16 protein-coding genes are annotated in these 20236 nt (G+C 33.1%); 15 read left to right on the top strand and 1 reads right to left on the bottom strand.

What is annotated here, in order from left to right; translation table 11 throughout:
- Positions 1-72: 72 nt before the first annotated feature.
- A complete protein-coding gene (locus BUE10_RS00980; protein WP_073481318.1) occupies positions 73-1626 on the bottom strand; it encodes a T9SS response regulator signal transducer PorX in 1554 nt (517 codons plus the stop codon).
- A gap of 220 nt (positions 1627-1846) precedes the next feature.
- On the opposite strand from BUE10_RS00980, the gene BUE10_RS00975 reads away from it, so the two are divergent.
- The 15 genes from BUE10_RS00975 to BUE10_RS00905 all read left to right on the top strand — a co-directional run bounded on the left by BUE10_RS00975 (position 1847) and on the right by BUE10_RS00905 (position 19993).
- A complete protein-coding gene (locus BUE10_RS00975) occupies positions 1847-3076 on the top strand; it encodes an HD domain-containing protein (protein ID WP_073481316.1) in 1230 nt (409 codons plus the stop codon).
- Positions 3077-3115: 39 nt separating this feature from the next.
- Positions 3116-4159, top strand: coding sequence for a UDP-3-O-(3-hydroxymyristoyl)glucosamine N-acyltransferase (gene lpxD, locus BUE10_RS00970; protein ID WP_073481315.1), 1044 nt, complete (start codon positions 3116-3118; stop codon positions 4157-4159).
- Entirely contained in the window at positions 4152-5540 is a 1389-nt protein-coding gene (locus BUE10_RS00965) for a bifunctional UDP-3-O-[3-hydroxymyristoyl] N-acetylglucosamine deacetylase/3-hydroxyacyl-ACP dehydratase (RefSeq protein ID WP_053471479.1), read from the top strand. Before lpxD ends, BUE10_RS00965 begins: the two co-directional genes overlap by 8 nt.
- 70 nt (positions 5541-5610) lie before the next feature.
- Positions 5611-6396, top strand: coding sequence for an acyl-ACP--UDP-N-acetylglucosamine O-acyltransferase (gene lpxA, locus BUE10_RS00960; protein ID WP_029270176.1), 786 nt, complete (start codon positions 5611-5613; stop codon positions 6394-6396).
- A 123-nt stretch (positions 6397-6519) separates the two neighbouring features.
- Positions 6520-7086, top strand: coding sequence for an elongation factor P (gene efp, locus BUE10_RS00955; protein ID WP_073481313.1), 567 nt, complete (start codon positions 6520-6522; stop codon positions 7084-7086).
- Positions 7087-7218: 132 nt separating this feature from the next.
- The gene (locus BUE10_RS00950; RefSeq protein ID WP_073481311.1) at positions 7219-8148 is read left to right on the top strand and encodes a UDP-3-O-(3-hydroxymyristoyl)glucosamine N-acyltransferase; all 930 of its coding nucleotides are present in this window, start codon (positions 7219-7221) and stop codon (positions 8146-8148) included.
- 1 nt (position 8149) lies between these two features.
- Entirely contained in the window at positions 8150-8512 is a 363-nt protein-coding gene (locus BUE10_RS00945) for a nuclear transport factor 2 family protein (RefSeq protein WP_053471429.1), read from the top strand.
- An 86-nt stretch (positions 8513-8598) separates the two neighbouring features.
- Positions 8599-9471, top strand: coding sequence for a succinate--CoA ligase subunit alpha (sucD, locus tag BUE10_RS00940; RefSeq protein ID WP_053471430.1), 873 nt, complete (start codon positions 8599-8601; stop codon positions 9469-9471).
- A 141-nt stretch (positions 9472-9612) separates the two neighbouring features.
- The gene (locus BUE10_RS00935; protein ID WP_073481309.1) at positions 9613-10041 is read left to right on the top strand and encodes a hypothetical protein; all 429 of its coding nucleotides are present in this window, start codon (positions 9613-9615) and stop codon (positions 10039-10041) included.
- Positions 10042-10402: 361 nt separating this feature from the next.
- Positions 10403-11014: an RNA polymerase sigma factor gene (locus BUE10_RS00930; protein ID WP_073481307.1), complete on the top strand. Its 612-nt coding sequence runs from the start codon at positions 10403-10405 to the stop codon at positions 11012-11014.
- A 90-nt stretch (positions 11015-11104) separates the two neighbouring features.
- On the top strand, positions 11105-12217 hold the full coding sequence (locus tag BUE10_RS00925) for a FecR family protein (RefSeq protein ID WP_073481305.1): 1113 nt from the start codon (positions 11105-11107) through the stop codon (positions 12215-12217).
- A gap of 297 nt (positions 12218-12514) precedes the next feature.
- The gene (locus tag BUE10_RS00920) at positions 12515-16243 is read left to right on the top strand and encodes a SusC/RagA family TonB-linked outer membrane protein (RefSeq protein WP_073481303.1); all 3729 of its coding nucleotides are present in this window, start codon (positions 12515-12517) and stop codon (positions 16241-16243) included.
- 11 nt (positions 16244-16254) lie between these two features.
- Positions 16255-17730: a RagB/SusD family nutrient uptake outer membrane protein gene (locus BUE10_RS00915; protein ID WP_073481301.1), complete on the top strand. Its 1476-nt coding sequence runs from the start codon at positions 16255-16257 to the stop codon at positions 17728-17730.
- An 18-nt stretch (positions 17731-17748) separates the two neighbouring features.
- The gene (locus tag BUE10_RS00910) at positions 17749-18609 is read left to right on the top strand and encodes a substrate import-associated zinc metallohydrolase lipoprotein (protein ID WP_073481299.1); all 861 of its coding nucleotides are present in this window, start codon (positions 17749-17751) and stop codon (positions 18607-18609) included.
- A gap of 10 nt (positions 18610-18619) precedes the next feature.
- Positions 18620-19993, top strand: a complete 1374-nt coding sequence (locus BUE10_RS00905; protein WP_073481297.1) for a DUF4302 domain-containing protein — start codon at positions 18620-18622, stop codon at positions 19991-19993.
- Positions 19994-20236 lie beyond the last annotated feature (243 nt).

The following is a 20236-nucleotide window of genomic DNA, read 5'->3' as shown; positions in this document are numbered from 1 at the left end:
GAATTAGAAGTTGTTTTCTTTTCAATTTCAATAAAAATTAGTGTCAATTTGTGAAATTCGTGGCGATATATTTTATTTCGGATTAAATACCAAGAACGGAATAATCATTTCTTCTAACGAAATTCCGCCGTGTTGGTATGTGTTTTTATAATAACTTACATAATGATTATAGTTGTTTACGTAAGCCAGGAAAAAATCATTTTTAGCAAAAATAAACGAACTACTCATATTTATGGCAGGTAAACCAATTGTTTTAGGTTCTTTAACTACATAAACGTCTTTTTGTTCGTATGTTAAACTGCGACCTGTTTTGTAGCGCAAATTTAAACTTGTATTTTTATCTCCCACAACTTTCGACGGATTTTTTACATTAATTGTTCCGTGATCTGTGGTTAAAATCAATTTGAATCCTAAAAGCTGTGCCTGCTGAATAATTTCTAATAAAGGAGAATTTTTAAACCAGCTTAAGGTTAAAGAACGATACGCTTTATCATCAGAAGCTAATTCTTTAACTACTTCCATTTCTGTTTTAGCGTGCGAAAGCATATCCACAAAATTGTAAACAACCGTTACTAAGTCGTTTCCTTTTAAGGCTTTAAAATTTTCAGCCAGTTTTTTACCACCGGCATAATTCGTGATTTTAAAATAATCTTCTTTAATGTTTAATCCTAAACGTTTTATTTGTGCCGAAAGAAATTCAGATTCGTAAAGGTTTTTTCCACCATCTTCAACATCGTTTTTCCAATATTGTGGAAACTGTTTTTCCATGTCTAAAGGCGTTAAACCAGAGAAAATAGCATTTCGGGCATATTGCGTAGCGGTTGGAAGAATAGAGAAATACGGAACTTCTTTTTCTAATTTGTAATAATTAGAAATTACAGTTTCAAAAGATTTCCATTGATCGTAACGAAGATTATCAATTACAACAAACAAGATTGGTTTGTCTTTCTTTTTAATTTCAGGAACTACTAATTCTTTAAATAAATTGTGAGACTGAATAGGTTTATCTGCTTTTGGTGCAAACCAGTCTTCATAATTTCTTTCGATATATTTTCCGAATTGAGAATTGGCTTCAACCTTTTGAGATTCAAGAATTTCGACCATTGCCTGATCGTTTATGTTCTCTAATTTTAATTCCCAGAAAAGCAATTTTTTATACAATTCAACCCAGTCTTCATACGAATTAACCATCGCTAATTCCATTGAAATTTTGCGGAATTCTTTCTGATAATCGAGCGTAGTTTTTTCTGAAATTAATCTGGAATCGTCCAGGTTTTTCTTCAAACTCAATAAAATCTGGTTCGGATTTACTGGTTTTATCAAATAATCGGCGATTTTAGAACCAATCGCTTCTTCCATTATATATTCTTCCTCACTTTTGGTAATCATAATCATCGGGATGGCTGATTTTTTCTCTTTCATTTCAGAAAGAGTTTCAAGTCCGCTCATTCCCGGCATATTTTCATCAAGGAAAACAATGTCGAAATTTTCTTCTTCAAACAAAGCAATGGCATCAAGTCCGTTGTTGCTTGTTGTAACTTCGTAATTCTTTTTTTCGAGAAATAATATATGTGGCTTTAAAAGATCGATTTCATCATCGACCCAAAGTATTTTAATCTTATCCATAAATATTTTAATTTTAATGCAATTTAAACGTATAGAACTTAAAAAGTATTAAAAATAGTATAAATTTAGGGATGACAAATTGAAATTTATTTAGAATTATTTTTTTTGTCTTTTTAATGTTTAAGAAAATACTGATAGTAAATATCTGTTTTTTAAGTTAAAAACTGAAATGAATTTATACTTAATTACTTATATTTGTTGACCAAAAAATAACCAAAGAGTGACTCAAATTAACAAGTTAAAAATATTCAATGACCCAATTTACGGGTTTATAACAATACCGAACGAACTAATCTACGACCTAATTCAACACCCTTACTTTCAGCGTTTGCGACGTATATCGCAAATGGGATTATCGTATTTAGTTTATCCGGGAGCAAATCATACTCGTTTTCATCATGCTTTGGGATGCATGCATTTAATGCAAAAGGCTGTTGAAAGTCTTCGTTTTAAAGGTGTTGCTATTTCAAATGAAGAAGAATGTGCTTTATTAATTGCTATTTTACTGCATGACATAGGACACGGGCCATTTTCTCATGCTATGGAAAAAAGTATTGTTGAAGATGTAAATCACGAAGCTATTTCATTATTGTTTATGAACAGGCTTAATGATGAATTTGACGGAAGATTAAGTCTTGCAATTCAGGTTTTTAAGGGCGAATATCATAGAAAATTCATGCTGCAATTGATTTCAAGTCAATTAGATATGGACAGAATGGATTATCTTAAAAGAGATAGTTTTTATACTGGAGTTGCAGAAGGAAATGTGAATTCAGAACGTTTAATTCAAATGATGAATGTTGTTGACAACGTTCTGGTGATTGAGGAAAAAGGTATTTATTCTGTAGAAAAATTTCTGCTTTCGCGAAGATTAATGTACTGGCAGGCTTATTTGCATAAAACAAGTCTGGTTGCCGAGTTAATTTTAATGAAAGTGCTGAAACGAGCTAAAGAATTGACTTTAAAAGGAGTTAAACTTCCTTGTAGTGAACCGCTTTTGTATTTTATGCAAAACAAAATTAGTCTTGAAGATTTTGATGCCGAAAAACTGGATTTATTTTCTCAGTTAGATGATTTTGATATCATTAGTGCTTTAAAAGCATGGCAGAGACATCCTGATTTTATACTTTCTACTTTAAGTAAAATGATCATTAACAGAGATTTATTGAAGATTAAACTTAGTGCAGACAAAATTCCGATGGAAGAATCCCAATCTTTAAAAGAAGAATTTGCAGAAGCACATAATATTTCGGCACTAGATGCCGGTTATTTTATTTTTAGAGGTAAAATTAAGAATCAGGCTTATAGTAAAGCTGCCGAACCAATACGAATTTTGAAAAAAGATAAAACAATTGAGGATGTTGTCGAAGCTTCTGATCAGTTGAATCTGAAATCGTTATCTAAATTGGTGACAAAATATTATATCTGTTTTCCAAAACAACTTATCTAAAATTAACATTTAAAATCTATTTTTTATATTTTTGTCGCGATGAAATTTACAGCAGAACAAATAGCAGGAATTTTAGAAGGAGAAGTTGTTGGGAATCCCAATGCCGAAGTTTCTCGACTTTCTAAAATAGAAGAAGGAGAGGAAGGATCTCTTACTTTTTTGGCTAACCCGAAATATATCAACTATATATATACTACAAAAGCAACAGTTACCATTGTTAACGACAGCTTTATACCTGAACAGGAAATCACAACTACATTAATAAAGGTTGAAGATGCTTATGCTTCTTTTTCTAAACTTTTGCATTTTTACAATCAGGTAAAACTGAATAAAAACGGAATCGAACCACAGTCTTTTATGTCTGAAGGAACTAAATATGGCGAAAACCTGTATTTAGGAAGCTTTAGCTATATAGGTCAAAATGTAGTTTTAGGAAATAATGTAAAAATTTACCCAAATAGTTTTATTGGCGATAATGTTGTTATTGGCGATAATGTGTTTATTTTTGCCGGTGCAAAAATTTATTCAGAGACTATAATTGGTAATAACTGCACCATACATTCAGGTACTATTATAGGTGCAGACGGTTTTGGATTTGTGCCAAATGAAGAAGGAGTTTATAGTAAAGTGCCGCAAATAGGTAATGTAATTATCGAAGATAATGTAGATATTGGTGCAAATACTACAATTGACAGAGCAACTCTGGGTTCTACAATTATTAGACAAGGAGTTAAATTAGATAATCAAATTCAAATCGCCCATAATGTTGAAATTGGTAAAAACACTGTAATTGCTGCCCAAAGCGGTGTTGCAGGTTCTACTAAAATTGGTGAAAACTGTATGATTGGCGGACAGGTTGGTATCGCAGGCCATTTAACAATAGGAAATAATGTGAGACTTCAGGCACAGTCCGGAGTAGCGAGAAACATTAAAGATGATGAAATTCTGCAAGGAACGCCATCGCTTGGATATACTGATTTTAATAAATCGTATGTTCATTTCAAAAATCTTCCTAAAATAGTTGCCGAAGTTGAAGAAATAAAAAAACAAATAATAAACCCAAAAAATGGAAATAATGGTTAAACAGAAGACCATCAAAAATGAAATTTCACTAAAAGGCGTTGGATTACACACTGGAAAAGAAGTTACAATGACTTTTAAACCAGCTCCAATTAATAATGGTTTCACTTTTGTAAGAGTAGATTTGCAAGGCCAGCCAGTCATTGAGGCTGACGCTAATTATGTTGTTAATACGCAAAGAGGAACTAATTTAGAAAAATTAGGTGTTAAAATACAAACTCCGGAACACGTTTTAGCGGCAGTAGTTGGCTGCGATTTGGATAATATTATTATTGAATTAGATGCCTCTGAACTTCCTATTATGGATGGTTCATCAAAATATTTTGTTGAAGCAATTGAAAAAGCAGGAATCGAAGAACAAGACGCGAGCCGTAATGTTTATGTAGTAAAAGAAGTTATTTCGTTTACTGATGAAGCTACAGGAAGCGAAATCCTTGTTATGCCAAGCGATGAGTATCAAGTAACTACAATGGTAGATTTTGGTACTAAAGTTTTAGGTACTCAAAATGCTACACTTAAAAGTTTATCAGATTTTAAACAAGAAATTGCAAGTTCAAGAACTTTTAGTTTTTTACATGAATTAGAATCGTTGTTAGAGCACGGTTTAATTAAAGGCGGCGATTTAAATAATGCTATTGTTTATGTAGATAAAGAAATTTCTGAATCTACAATGGCTAATTTGAAGAAAGCTTTTGGTAAAGAAGAGATTTCTGTTAAACCAAACGGAGTTTTAGATAATCTTACTTTACATTATCCAAACGAAGCTGCAAGACACAAATTACTTGATGTTATTGGAGATTTATCTTTAATTGGAGTTCGTATTCAAGGAAAAATTATTGCAAATAAACCAGGTCACTTTGTAAACACTCAGTTTGCTAAAAAACTGGCAAAAATCATTAAAATAGAGCAGAGAAATCATGTTCCAGTTTATGATTTAAACCAAGAGCCATTGATGGATATTCATAAAATCATGGCTATGTTACCTCACAGACCGCCGTTTTTATTGATTGACAGAATTATCGAAATGTCTGATCGTCATGTGGTTGGTTTGAAAAATGTTACTATGAATGAGAATTTCTTCGTAGGACATTTCCCTGAAGCTCCAGTAATGCCGGGGGTTTTAATTGTTGAAGCAATGGCACAAACAGGAGGAATTTTGGTTTTAAGCACTGTTCCGGATCCTGAAAATTATTTAACATATTTCATGAAAATTGACAATGTTAAATTCAAACACAAAGTATTGCCGGGTGATACCTTAATTTTCAAATGTGAGTTGATTTCTCCTATCAGAAGAGGAATCTGCCATATGCAGGCAAATGCCTACGCAAACGGAAAATTAGTAACTGAGGCAGAATTAATGGCACAAATTGCAAGAAAACAGTAATTAATCAAATTTATTGTTTAGGTTTGTTGCCCTAAAAATTAGACTATTTTAATTAAAATATAAAACATAGATGAATCAACCATTAGCATATGTTCATCCAGGCGCTAAAATCGCTAAAAACGTTGTAATTGAACCTTTTACAACAATTCACAATAATGTTGTTATTGGAGACGGTACTTGGATTGGTTCAAATGTAACCATCATGGAAGGTGCTCGTATTGGTAAAAATTGCAACATTTTTCCGGGAGCTGTAATTTCTGCGGTGCCTCAAGATTTAAAATTTGGAGGAGAAGATTCTCTTGCAATTATTGGAGATAACTGTACAATTAGAGAATGTGTTACTATTAATAGAGGTACAGTAGCTTCTGGACAAACTATTTTGGGAAACAATTGTTTAGTTATGGCTTATGCTCACATTGCACACGATTGTGAGATTGGTAATAACGCTATTATTGTAAATGGTGTAGCATTAGCAGGACACGTAGTTGTTGGTAATCACGCCGTAATTGGTGGTTTAGCAGCAATTCACCAATTTATTCATATTGGAGATCACGCTATGATTTCTGGCGGGTCTTTGGTAAGAAAAGATGTTCCTCCTTATACAAAAGCGGCTAAAGAACCATTATCTTATGTTGGTATCAATTCAGTTGGTTTAAGAAGAAGAGGATTTAGTACTGAAAAAATTAGAGAAATTCAGGAAATTTACAGAATTTTATATCAAAAGAATTACAATACAACACAAGCTTTAAGTATAATTGAAGCTGAAATGGAAGCAACTCCTGAGAGAGATGAAATTCTTGATTTTATCAGAAATTCATCACGAGGAATTATGAAAGGTTATTCAGGGAATTATTAATTTTAGAGTTTAGATTTCTAAACTAGATTATAAAATTAATTAAGCATTAAAACATTATAAAAAATATGTAGATCAGTTTTTCAAAATCTAAAATCTACATTCAAAAATCTAAAATAAAAACAAATGGCATCTACATCAGATATTAGAAACGGATTGTGTATTAAATTTAATCACGATATCTATAAAATCATTGAATTTCTTCACGTTAAACCAGGAAAAGGTCCAGCTTTCGTAAGAACTAAATTAAAAAGTTTAACTTCGGGTAAAGTATTAGATAATACATTTTCTGCAGGTCACAAAATTGACGTTATTAGAGTTGAAACACATACATTCCAGTTTTTATATCCAGAAGGTGATGAATTTCACTTTATGAATGCTGAAACATTTGAGCAGATTTCTTTAAACAAAAATATCTTAGATGCTCCGGATTTATTAAAAGAAGGAACAAATGTAATGGTTCAGATTAATACTGAAACTGATTTACCTTTATCTGTAGATATGCCTGCATCTGTAGTTCTTGAAGTTACTTACGCTGAGCCGGGAGTAAAAGGAAATACAGCTACAAACGCTACAAAAAGTGCTACAGTAGAAACTGGAGCTTCTGTAAACGTTCCGTTGTTCATCAACGAAGGTGATAAAATTAAAATCGATACAGCTTCAGGTTCTTACATGGAGCGTGTAAAAGAGTAGTTTATTAATTAAGATAATTTGTCAATGAGTCAATTAGATAATGTGTGAATCGACAATTTGAACATTCATTTCTAACTGACTCATTTTCTAATTGACACATTCTCTAATTGACAAATTTTCTAATTAAAATATATGAAATTTCCAAAAGTTCACTCTTTAGAAGAAATTGCAAATTTGCTTAGCTGCGAATTTATTGGTGACAAAAACTTTGAGGTTTTAGGCATGAACGAAATTCATGTTGTAGAACCAGGTGATATTGTTTTTGTTGACCACCCAAAATATTATGACAAAGCTTTACAATCTGCAGCAACAATTGTTTTAATAAACAAAAAAGTTGATTGCCCGGAAGGTAAAGCTCTTTTAATTTCTGATGACCCTTTCAGGGATTTTAATACTTTAACCAGACATTTTAAACCATTTCAATTTGCAAATGTTGCGATTTCATCTTCAGCTAGTATTGGAGAAGGAACTGTAATTCAGCCTAATAGTTTTGTTGGTAATCATGTAAAAATCGGAAAGAACTGTTTGATTCACTCAAACGTTTCAATTTACGATCATACTGTAATTGGGGATAATGTGATTATCCATGCCGGAACTATTTTAGGTGCTGATGCTTTTTATTATAAAAAACGTCCGGAAGGTTTCGATCAGTTAATTTCTGGCGGAAGAGTGGTAATTGAAGATAATGTTGGAATTGGCGCTCTTTGTACAATTGACAAAGGAGTTACCGGAGACACTACAATTAAAGAAGGTACAAAAATCGACAATCAGGTGCATGTAGGACACGATTCTGTTATCGGAAAAAAATGTCTAATTGCCTCACAGACTGGTATTGCAGGCTGTGTTATTATTGAAGATGAAGTTACAATTTGGGGACAAGTTGGAACAACCAGCGGGATTACAATAGGAGCGAAGGCTGTTATTATGGGACAAACTGGAGTTACTAAATCGGTTGAAGGAGGAAAGTCCTATTTTGGAACTCCAATTGAAGAATCAAGAGAAAAGTTAAAGCAATTAGCCAATATCAAAAAGATTCCTGAAATTCTAAATAAATTGAAGTAATATGTCTATAAAAGAGTTTGTTCAAAAATTTTATAAGTCGGATGCCTTAATTGATAGTGAAATTTTAAAAACGTATCTGCATCCAGAGGTAATCATTGAATGGAACAGTACGAAAGGTTTTATTCAGTTAGATTATAATGCTATAGTTGAATTAACAAATGAACTCAGCAGAGCTTATGTGCGTTCTAAAGTTAGAATAAGCCATATTCTTGCCGAAGATGACTTAGTTTCAGTACGTTATTCTCATTATGTAAAAACAATCGAGAATCCGCGAGAGGAAATGTTATTGGCACATTTTGCAACGATTTGGCAAATAAAAGATGATAAGCTTTATAGAGGTTATCAAATGAGTCAATTTTCTTAATATTTTTTTGACAATAAAAGAGGCAAATTACATTACAAAACCTTATTTTTGCAACACAATTTTAAAAACTACATAAAATATATATCATGAGTGTTTTAGTTAATAAAGATTCCAAAATAATTGTTCAGGGATTTACAGGAAGCGAAGGTACTTTCCACGCTTCTCAAATGATTGAGTACGGTACTAATGTTGTTGGTGGTGTTACTCCGGGAAAAGGAGGAACTAGCCATTTAGACCGTCCGGTTTTTAATACAGTAAAAGATGCTGTAGATCAAGCTGGAGCAGATACTTCTATCATTTTTGTTCCGCCGGCTTTTGCTGCTGATGCAATTATGGAAGCTGCTGATGCCGGAATTAAAGTAATTATTGCTATTACAGAAGGAATTCCTGTAGCAGATATGATTAAAGCAAATAATTATGTTAAAGAAAGAAATTCTAGATTAATTGGTCCAAACTGTCCAGGTGTAATTACTCCGGGAGAAGCTAAAGTTGGTATTATGCCAGGTTTCGTTTTCAAAAAAGGAACAGTTGGTATCGTTTCTAAATCTGGAACTTTAACTTACGAAGCTGCTGACCAGGTTGTAAAACAAGGTTTAGGAATTACTACAGCTATTGGTATTGGTGGAGATCCAATTATTGGAACTACAACTAAAGAAGCTGTTGAATTATTAATGAACGATCCAGAAACTGAAGCAATCATTATGATTGGTGAAATTGGAGGTCAATTAGAAGCTGATGCTGCAAGATGGGTAAAAGCTGATGGTAACCGTAAACCAGTTATTGGTTTTATCGCTGGAGAAACTGCTCCTGCCGGTAGAACAATGGGTCACGCAGGTGCTATTGTTGGTGGTTCTGACGATACAGCTGCTGCTAAAAAACAAATTATGAGAGACAACGGAATTTACGTTGTTGATTCACCAGCTGAAATTGGTAAAAAAGTAAAAGAAGTATTAGGATAATCTCCAAATATTCAAAATAACAAATTCCAAAAAAGTCTCAATATTTTGTTGAGACTTTTTTACATTTTAAAGACTGAGGCGTAAAAAGTAAAAACTTAGAATCTTAGTACCTCAGTATCTTAGAAACTAAAAAAAGAAATGATGAGTAAAGAATTAGAAAAGTTTAAAGCAAGTAATAGTTTTACTTTTACTGTAAATGATAGTTTAGAAGAAGTTTGCAACGCTCCGGAAGGAAGTGCTGGAATTTTTGTAGTTTATGAAATTGACGGAGATGCAAAAGAATTAATCATGGTAGGTTCTACAGGAACTGTTCAAAATGATGGAACTCTTAAAAGCAAAAATGGCGGATTATACGATAAAATTGTAAACGGACACCAGTTTGCTAAGACAGGAAGAAAATATTCATGGCCGGCTCAAATGAAATTAGAGAACATTTCTGTTCTTGAAGTAGTTTGGTACGAAACTTTTAATGCAGATGTAAAAGCAATTCCAACTGCAGTTGAAGGACAAGTTTTGCAAAATTTCTTAGATGAAAATACAAAATTACCAAGATGGAATGTGGCTTTCTAAAAGCAAATATTCATTCTAAAAAACAAAAAAAAGCCCTGCTAAATGCGGGGCTTTTTTTGTTTTAATCCAGTAAACATTATGAAAGGGAGTAAAAATCAAAGAAATAATAACATAAGTAAAATCTGATAATTGTTTTGCTTATTTTAGTAAAATAATAATTTTAACATTTCCTTAAGAACCCAGTTATATCAACCAAAAGAGGCAGTTTTCTATATTAGGAAACTGTCTCTTTTGTGTAAAATAATTGTTTTTAAGTTTTTGCTTTTATATATTTATCGAACAAAAGTAAATGATAATGTTAAAATAATGTATTCTCTGCATTAAGGAACATTGCCTTTGCAGAACTATAAGCCCCCAAGATATGAAGACGCGAATCCTACCGGTCAATGCTGTTGACGACAATACACTTTGGAATGATTTAATAAACGGAGATGAAAAATCATTTTCGTTATTGTTCGAAAGATACTATAGTGATCTTGTAAATTATGGAAACTCCCTTTCTCCATATGCCGAAAAAGTACAAGATTGTATTCAGGATGTTTTTACAGATATTTGGGTTTATCGTAATTCTCTTCAGGAATCAGTAGTGGTAAAAGCTTATTTATTATCGAGCGTTCGAAAAAGAATTGCACGTTTGTATGAACGTGATCATATTTTTAGAAAAACGGCAAGTACAGATGCTATTGCTTTTCTTTTAGAGTTTTCTGTAGAAAATGAACTTCTGGACGACGATTATGCTGCAAAAGAAAAAGTAATATACCTAAATAAATTACTTAACGAATTACCTGCCAGACAAAAAGAAGCACTTTATTTACGCTATCACCAAGGTTTATCTGTAGAACAAATTGCAGAAATGCTCGATGTTAACTATCAGTCGGCAAGTAATTTATTACACCGCGGATTACTGACTCTTCGCAAAGAATGGAAAGGTAGTTTTGCCTTAATCACGCTACTATTTTCAAGCACTCTTTAAAAAAAGTTAAAAAAACTTAAAAAAAATCATAATTTGGTGAGTATATAATAAGAGAACTGTCCTCTATGTTTTTGTAACCTTATTTTTTAGATGCAAAAACGTAATAAATATACCGAAATAGAAGATTTTTTATCTGACGAATCATTTCAATCGTGGGTTCTATCCAAAATTGATGAAGATGGCTGGGAAGAGTGGACTTTAGAAAGCCGCCAGCGTGCTAAATTAGTTGAAGATGCACGATTACTGCTTCTGGCAATGAAAGTTCCCGAAAACAATCTTTCAAGCTCTGATATTCACAGAGCGTTGCACAATACCTGGATCAAAGTTCGAGATAAAGAAAATCAAAAAACTTTAGAAAATTTAAAAGTTAAGTTTTTCCGCAGACAATTTCTGTCTGGCGTAGCGGCAACATTATTTTTTGCTTTTATGGCTGTGTGGTTTTATAACAGCTATTTTAAAACAGAAAGCACAGTTGTAACCTACAAAGAACTTATTGACGAAAACAGCGAAGGATTAGTTGAACAGACTAATAATTCTGATAAACCTCAAATTATTACCTTATCAGACGGCAGTTCTGTATTACTGCAGCCTAACAGTAAATTAAGTTATCCTAAAATCTTTACCGGAAACGAAAGAAAGGTGTATTTATCCGGCGAAGGTTTCTTTGAAATTAGTAAAAATCCCCACAAACCATTCTTCGTTTATGCAAACGAAATTGTTACCAAGGTTGTTGGAACTAGTTTTAGAGTTAAAGCTTATTCTGACCAGCCTGACGTAGAAATTCTTGTTCGCACCGGTAAAGTTAAGGTAAAGTCAAATGAACTGGTTTCTAAATCTGATGAAGAAGAAATTATATTACTGCCTAACCAGGCACTACGATTTTTGCGAAGCGATTTAAAGTTTAATAAAATCACCAATATTACTCAGGATGCTGCCTTAACTCAAAGTGTTGGAAATATAGAACAGTTGAGTTTTGAATTTAATGATATTCCGGTTTCGCAGATTTTTGAAACAATAGAGCAGGCTTACTTAGTAAATATCGATTATCCAAAAAATAAATTAACCGACTGCCACTTAACGACATCATTAAGTGATCAGCCTTTAACAGAAAAGCTAAAAATTGTCTGTAAAAGCATAGGCAATAATACCAGTTTTGAAATGAATGGGAACCAAATAATTATTACCTCAGACGGTTGTAATTAATCTTTTTTAGTGTAACTGTAATTGCACCAAAAACCATTGTTTCTAATAATTAATTTTTCGAAGTAAAGCCTTTCATTTCCTAATGAAAATGTAATTTATTTCACCAAAATAATAACCAAAAACTAAACTCAACCAGAAATAACTAAATGCCTATGTAAAAGTGAATACCATAAAAAAAGTGCCGAAATGCTGTAACATTATCGACACTTCATTAAATCGAATTTCTCTCTGTAAAGAGTTATTCATACGTTTCTTAAAATACACTCGAATCAGTATTAATCAAAACAAATCAAAATTATGAAAAAACCAGTTGTTAAACAACGATTACTCCATAGAATCATGAAAATAACACTATTTCAGTTTGTCTTAGCACTTGTGTTTTCAAGCTTTGCAGTGGCAAATAATGTAAATGGGCAAAAGAAATTAGATACCAAAGTTACAATTACAGTTGAAAATTTGACTCTTGATAATGCTTTGTCTAAAATTGAAAAGTCTGCGCATGTAAAGTTTTCGTATAACTCAAGGCTTCCTCAGTTGAGCAACAAAGTAAGTATAGAGGCCAATCAGGAAACGCTTTCAAGTATATTGAGCAGAGTTCTGGTTCCATTTAATATTACATTTTCAGAAGTAAGCAATCAGATTATTTTGCAAAAAACTGCCAGCGCAGATCCATTTGCAAGTGCTGATAATCATGATACACTTTTTGAAGTATTAACTGCAGGTCCAATCATCAAAGGTAAAGTTACAGACCAGTCAGGAAGCCCGCTTCCGGGAGCTACAGTTATGGCAAAAGGTACTAAAATAGCAGTATTAACAGATTTTGATGGTAATTTTTCTATCGAAATGCCAGCAAATTCAACAGGACTTATCATTTCTTACGTAGGTATGGACACGAAAGAAATTGGTATAGAAAATACTACACCAACTGTAGTCCTTACCGAAGTAGGACAAAACTTAAAAGAAGTTGTAGTAACAACAGGTTACGAAAAAACATCAAAAAGAACTTTTACAGGAGCTATCAGTAAAATTTCTGGTGCTGAATTAAAAGTTGATGGTGTTGTTGACGTAAGCAGAATGATTGAAGGTAAAGCGGCAGGGGTTACAGTACAAAACGTTACAGGAACATTTGGTACAGCTCCAAAAATTACAGTTCGTGGATCATCTTCAATTTTTGGAGATACAAAACCATTATGGGTTATTGATGGTGTGGTTCAGGAAGATATCATCAATATGTCATTTGCAGATTTAGCATCTGGAAACTCAGAAACATTATTAAGTTCATCTGTAGCAGGTTTAAATGCAAACGATATTCAAAGTATTGAAATTCTTAAAGATGCATCGGCAACTTCTATCTATGGTTCAAGATCATTAAACGGAGTTGTAGTTGTAACAACAAAACAAGGACGTAGAGATGCTCCGTTAAAAATTACTTACGGTTTAGAGCAAACTGTTAGAGCGGTGCCAAATTATAGCCAATATGATATTTTAAATTCTCAGGAATCTATGAGTATTTTAAAAGAAATGGAACAAAAAGGATATTTAGATTTACCTTCAACAGTAAACGGAAGATACGGTGGAGCTTACAATATTTTAGGAAGAGCAATCAACACTTACGTGCCAGAAACTGGAGGATATTTAGTAAACAATGATCCTGTAAGCCGTAACAATTTCTTGAAAAAATACGAATTAGCAAATACAGACTGGTTCGGTGTTTTGTTTAGACCATCTATTACACAAAACCACTCTTTAAGTTTTTCTGGTGGTGGAAAAAACAACACATTCTACGCGTCTTTAGGATATTATACAGATCCGGGATGGACAATTGCTGATGATGTAAAACAAATTTCAAGTAACATCAAAGGAACATTTTATGTAAACGATAAATTAAATATTACATTATCTACATTGGCCTCTATTCGTGATCAGGGCGCTCCTGGAAGTTACGAAAGTGAGAAAGACGTAGTTTTTGGAAAAGTAACTCGTGATTTTGATATTAACCCATTTAACTATGTATTAAATACAAGTAGAACATTACGTCCTTATGACGAAAATGGAAACTTAGAATACTACAGAAACAACTGGGCTAAAATGAATATCATCAATGAGTTGAAAAACAACTACATGGAAATCGAAGTAAAAGATATCCGTTTCCAGTTAGATCTTGATTATAAAATTACGCCGCATTTAACGTATAACTTAACAGGTTCAGCACGTTACGCAAACACAAGCCGCGAACATAAAATTTTAGAAAACTCAAACGTAGTGGGTGCTTACAAAGCTGGAACTCCAGATGGAGAAGATGGTGTAAACACATTAGTGAGAGATCAGAATATTTTCTTATACCAAGATCCAAATGATTTAACAGCACCAAAAGTTTCTGTTTTACCAAATGGAGGTTTCTTAAGAAAATTTACAAACGACATGACATCTTATAACTTAAGAAATAGTGTTAACTATAGAAATGTTTTTGCAGATAAACACGAAGTAGAAGGTTTATTTGGAACAGAGATGAGAGTTGTAGACAGAACAAGCGATCAATTTACAGCTGCAGGTTTACAATACGACAGAGGTTTAACAGCTTTTACAGATCCAAGAATCATCGAAAAAATCATTAATGGAGGAGATTCTTATTACGGATTTAATGAAGAAAAAGAAAGAACAGTAGGTTTCTTCGGAAAAGTAGGTTATACATACGATCGTCGTTATACTGCTTCGTTAACAGGACGTTATGATGGATCTAACAGACAAGGAAACAGCGATTCTTCAAGATGGTTACCAACCTATACTTTTAGTGGGAAATGGAACGTTGCAGAAGAAAGCTTCATGAAAAACGTAGAGTCAGTAAATACTTTAGCAGTTAGAGCTTCTTACGGTTTAACAGCTACTGCTGGACCAGCAACAAACTCTTTAGCAATTTATAAAAGTGCCATTACAGATCGTTTTGGTCTTGATGACAGAGAAACTGGAATTAGAATTGACGAATTGCAAAACAGCGATTTAACTTGGGAAAAACAATTTGAAACAAACATTGGTCTTGACCTTGGAATGTTCAATAACAGAGTACAATTAACAACTGATATTTACCGTCGTAAAGCATTTGACTTAGTTGATTACGTAATTACTTCAGGAATTGGAGGACAAAGAATCAGACAAGGAAACAATGCCGATATGGAAACTAAAGGTTTAGAGGTTGGTATTACAACTAAAAACTTTGATAACAAAGATTTTAAATGGTCTACAACACTTAACTTTTCTGTATACCACCAGGAAATTACAAAGTTAGAAAACACACCAACAGCATTCGATTTAATTGATGCTAACGGAGGAAACACAGTTGGACACCCAAGAAACTCATTGTATTCTTACCAATTTACAGGTTTAAATAATCAAGGTCTTCCAACCTTTATTTTACAAGACGGAGCAGAAAATAATATTACGGATGCTAACTTTCAGGATAATTTAAATGTTACGAAATATCTTAAATACGAAGGATCAATCGAGCCAAATAAATCTATAGGTTTAGCCAACACATTTACCTATAAAAACTGGTCATTATATGTGTTTTTTGTTGGATCAGGAGGAAACAAAGTTCGTTTAAACCCTGTGTATGATAGTACTTATGATGATTTAACTGTATTTACAAAAGATTTTACAAACCGTTGGATCAATCCTGGAGATGAGAATATTACAAATATTCCGGTCATTGCAGACAGACGTTTAAATGCTAATTATGGTGGAGAACGTACACTTGCAAGAGCTTATAACACTTATAACTATTCAGATGCTCGTATTGCAGATGGTGATTTCATTCGTTTGAAAAACATTTCATTAAGCTGGGAATTTCCTAAAGATTTCAAGAAAAAATTGGGCCTAAGCACTTTTACATTAAAAGGTTCTGCAGTTAATCCTTGGTTACTTTACTCTGATAAAAGATTAAACGGTCAGGATCCTGAGTTTCGTAATTCTGGAGGAGTTGCTTTACCAGTAACATCTCAATACACCTTTACTTTAAACCTTTCATTATAATAGTCAGAAACATGAAAAACTTAAAAATAGCTTTATCCCTATTAATACTAATAAGTATTACTAGCTGTGATGATTTCCTTTCGGAAAAACCAGATAACAGAACAGAAATTGACACACCTGCAAAAATCTCAGAATTACTAGTTCAAGCCTATCCGCAAATGAGTTATTTTGATATTGCAGAAACAATGTCAGATAATGTTTTTGACAGCGGAATGCCGGAAACATTAAGAAAAAATGAGCAAAGTTATAACTGGGATATCCAAACAGAAACAACAGATATTGACACTCAGGCTTACTATTGGGATGCCTGCTACACTGCAATTGCACACGCTAATAAAGCATTAGAAGCAATTGAAGATTTAGGAAGCCCGGCAAGTTTAAATCCGCAAAAAGGAGAAGCATTAATCGCAAGAGCATATTCTCATTTTATGCTGGTTTCACTTTGGTCAAAACGTTATAATCCTGCAACTGCTGCATCAGATTTAGGAATTCCTTACGTTACAAAACCAGAAACAGAATTAGTTACAAAATACAAACGTAATACGGTAAAAGAAGTTTTTGACTTTATTGAAAAAGATATCGAAGACGGTTTAAAAATCGTAACAAACGATTATAAACAACCAAAATTCCATTTCAACGTAAGCGCTTCAAAAGCTTTTGCCAGCAGATTTTATTTAATAAAAGGTGACTGGGACAGAGTACTTGAATTAACAAGCGATTTAGGTTCAAAACCAGTTGGTAAATTAAGAGATTTTGCATCTTATGATTTACTTAGTGCCGTTGATCAAAGATTAGCTTACGCAAGCAGCGATGCCGAAACAAATTTATTAATAGTTTCAGCAAATTCAATCGTAAGCAGATCATACTATTCAAACCGTTTTTACCTTTCGGGAGCAAGATATCCGGATATTTTTGGTACAGCAACAAGTTTGTTTAATAAACCTTGGTTATACAATTTTTACTCATCAAACAGCAGTATTACAGTATTTCTTCCTAAATTTTATGAATATTTCAAATATTCAAATGTAACAGCCGGAATTGGGGATCCGTATGTTGCAGAAGTTTTATTAAGCAATGATGAGTTTTTCTTAAACAGAATCGAAGCTCACGTAATGAAAGGAGATATTGCAACAGCAAACGACGAGTTAGAATATTTTCTATCAACAAGAACTGTAGGATATGTACCAACAGACAAAGTTACAGAAGCAAAAGTGGTAGCAAAATATCCTGTAATTGCAGATGAGTACACGCCATTTTACACAATGACACCAGTACAAACATCATACGTGAAAGCAATTGCAGAAACAAGACGTAGAGATTTTATACACGAAGGAATGAGATGGTTTGATGTAAAACGTTTTAACATCGTAGTGAATCACGAAACAACAAACAAACCGGTAAACACTTTAGTAAAAGATGACAACCGCAGAGCAATACAAATTCCTTTGCACGCATCAAATACAGGTGTCGAATTAAACCCTAGATAATCTTAAAATTAAAAACTTATGAAACTATTCAAATACAATAAAATTATCGTTATGGCCTTGGTTTCGGCAGCTCTAATTTCATGCGGAAGCGACGATCAGCCGGGAGAAAGCCAGTTAGATTTTACACAGCCAACAAAAACAGCCTTAGATAATTGGATTACAACTACATATTTAAACCCATTTAATATTAATGTACAATACAAATGGAACCAAAATACAGTAGATAACAGCCGTTATTTATTTCCGCCATCAGTTGAAAAAGTACAGCCGGCACTTGAAATTGTTGAAGAAATTTGGTTAAAAAGCTACTCAACAGTTGGCGGGGCAGATTTCGTGAAGAAAATTGCACCAAGAGAAATTGTTTTAGTTGGAGGAGTAAACTTAAACAGTGTAGGAACAAGAACCTTAGGTATAGCCGAAGGAGGACAACGTGTTACATTGTTTGAAACAGATTATATCGATCAGACAGATCGTGGAAACGTTTCAGAATTTATACATACAATCCAGCACGAGTACATCCATATTTTGAATCAAAACAAACCTTTTGACGAAAAAGCATGGGCTGCAGTAACACCTGTAGGATATACAGCAGACTGGTATAATTATGATATTCCGGAATCAAACGAAATTGGGTTTATTACATCTTATGCAAGATCAAATATTAATGAAGACTTTGCAGAAACAGCTTCAATGATTTTAATTTTTACAAAAGCAGAATACGAAGCATTTTTAGATGGTATCGAAAGCCCTTTTGCATATCAGGCATTAAAAACAAAAGAAGCGCTTGTAGTAAAATATTTCAAAGAAGCATTCAACATGGATTTTTATGCTTTAAGAGACGAAGCTGAGAAAAACACAACTGCTGTAATAAACAACTAACACAAGTATCATGAAAATAAAAAACATATATAAGTATTTATTTGCAGCTATTTTGATACTGCATTTAAGCGCCTGTAACAATAACACAGATGCTGATCAATTATTTGACGAAACGCCTACAACGCGTATCAACAATCAAAAATCTGAACTTAATACTGCATTACTTTCATCACAGTTTGGTTGGAAAGCGGTTTATTTTACAGATAATACAGTTTTAGGCGGATACACACACTTGTTTAAGTTTGCCCAAGATGGAACTGTAGAAATGGCTTCAGATTTTGATGCTGATACAGATGTATACAAAAGTGAATACGCAATACAACTTGGAAGTACAGTAAGTGTAACATTCACTACAAAAAACAGAATTCACCTTTTATCAGATTCAGATAGTTATCCAATTCCGGCATTAAGAGCCAAAGGATATTTAGGAGATTTTCAGTTTTTATACTACGGACAAGAAAACGGAGAAATTATTTTTAGAGCAAACAGAAACGGTACAGAAATTCGTTTTGTAAAAGCAACTGCTGATGATTGGACAAAATTGTCTCAGAATTTAGTAATGGAGCAAAACGTTATTGGAAGTGACGCAAGACCGCTTTTTAGATTATTAGAAACTACAGACGGAACAACAACACATAAATTCGATTTTTCTTTTAGCGAAATAACTCGTTTTGCAGAATCAAATTCTATCGAAACCGGTTATTCTATCAGCTACAACATGGGAGTAGGGTACACACCAACCGGAATTGTAGTAAGTCCGGCTGTAGAAGTTGGAGGGCAAAAATTAACAAATTTCGTCTACAATGATGCTGACGGAAGTTTTACAGCAACAGGAACAGGTGGAGTTAGTGCAACAATCAAATATTCTACAAAACCGCTTATATTAACAGATGATTATAAAATATTGTTGCCAGGGAGTCCTAATAATGTTTATGCTTATATCTATAATCTTACCAAACCAGAACCAGCAAATTCAAAGCTGTTTCTATCTCTGTTAGCAAATGCAGAAGCTTTGGCAGGTACAGGTATAATGATTCAGAGAATACAGCCATGGTTTAATAATGCTGACGGAACGAGTTATATAGAGTATAGGTTTGCTGCCGTTTCAAATCCGGCTGTTACAATTGCCAGAAGATATCATTATTTTACGATACAAGGCAATGCAGCAAATAAAACTGTGACTTTAATTCCAGGTGTTTGGAAGTCGACAGCAACTGCAGCTGCTCCGGCAATCGCAACGCCTACTTTCTTAAAAGCACTTGATGACGAATTTATGAATCCACAAGGACTTTATTTTGCTAGAGCGTCAGTTTCGGGTTACACAGCATATACGTTTACTAGTACAACAACTCCTTTTAGAATGGTAGCGTACTCGTTTCAGTAAAGTTTAATTTTTAGTTTTGATAGTTATTTAATGGATACTAAAGGAATTTATGTTAAAAAAGAGAACTTTAGGATAGTATACTCAAACACAGTATACACATTCACAAGTGCTCCAAGCCCATTTAGAATGTCCATTTGGAAGCTTAATTAAGCATAATATATTATACAAGAAAGGCTGTTTTTTATTAAATAGTCTTTCTTGAATTTTTATGATAATTATTTTTAATTTATTAGTATTATTCTT

It is taken from the genome of Flavobacterium sp. CF108 (assembly GCF_900129795.1).
In the GTDB taxonomy this organism is placed as follows: Bacteria; Bacteroidota; Bacteroidia; order Flavobacteriales; family Flavobacteriaceae; genus Flavobacterium.
Note: the sequence above shows the minus strand (reverse complement) of the source record. Positions and strands in the feature narration are given on the sequence as shown.

Bases quoted from the DNA above. Each gene is read 5' to 3' on its own strand.
- BUE10_RS00915 (WP_073481301.1), top strand. From the start codon at position 16,255: ATGAAAAACTTAAAAATAGCTTTATCCCTATTAATACTAATAAGTATT.
- BUE10_RS00905 (WP_073481297.1), top strand. From the start codon at position 18,620: ATGAAAATAAAAAACATATATAAGTATTTATTTGCAGCTATTTTGATA.
- BUE10_RS00930 (WP_073481307.1), top strand. From the start codon at position 10,403: ATGAAGACGCGAATCCTACCGGTCAATGCTGTTGACGACAATACACTT.
- BUE10_RS00965 (WP_053471479.1), top strand. From the start codon at position 4,152: ATGGTTAAACAGAAGACCATCAAAAATGAAATTTCACTAAAAGGCGTT.
- BUE10_RS00935 (WP_073481309.1), top strand. From the start codon at position 9,613: ATGAGTAAAGAATTAGAAAAGTTTAAAGCAAGTAATAGTTTTACTTTT.
- BUE10_RS00910 (WP_073481299.1), top strand. From the start codon at position 17,749: ATGAAACTATTCAAATACAATAAAATTATCGTTATGGCCTTGGTTTCG.
- BUE10_RS00980 (WP_073481318.1), bottom strand. From the start codon at position 1,626: ATGGATAAGATTAAAATACTTTGGGTCGATGATGAAATCGATCTTTTA.
- lpxD (WP_073481315.1), top strand. From the start codon at position 3,116: ATGAAATTTACAGCAGAACAAATAGCAGGAATTTTAGAAGGAGAAGTT.
- BUE10_RS00925 (WP_073481305.1), top strand. From the start codon at position 11,105: ATGCAAAAACGTAATAAATATACCGAAATAGAAGATTTTTTATCTGAC.
- BUE10_RS00945 (WP_053471429.1), top strand. From the start codon at position 8,150: ATGTCTATAAAAGAGTTTGTTCAAAAATTTTATAAGTCGGATGCCTTA.
- lpxA (WP_029270176.1), top strand. From the start codon at position 5,611: ATGAATCAACCATTAGCATATGTTCATCCAGGCGCTAAAATCGCTAAA.
- efp (WP_073481313.1), top strand. From the start codon at position 6,520: ATGGCATCTACATCAGATATTAGAAACGGATTGTGTATTAAATTTAAT.
- BUE10_RS00950 (WP_073481311.1), top strand. From the start codon at position 7,219: ATGAAATTTCCAAAAGTTCACTCTTTAGAAGAAATTGCAAATTTGCTT.
- BUE10_RS00920 (WP_073481303.1), top strand. From the start codon at position 12,515: ATGAAAAAACCAGTTGTTAAACAACGATTACTCCATAGAATCATGAAA.
- sucD (WP_053471430.1), top strand. From the start codon at position 8,599: ATGAGTGTTTTAGTTAATAAAGATTCCAAAATAATTGTTCAGGGATTT.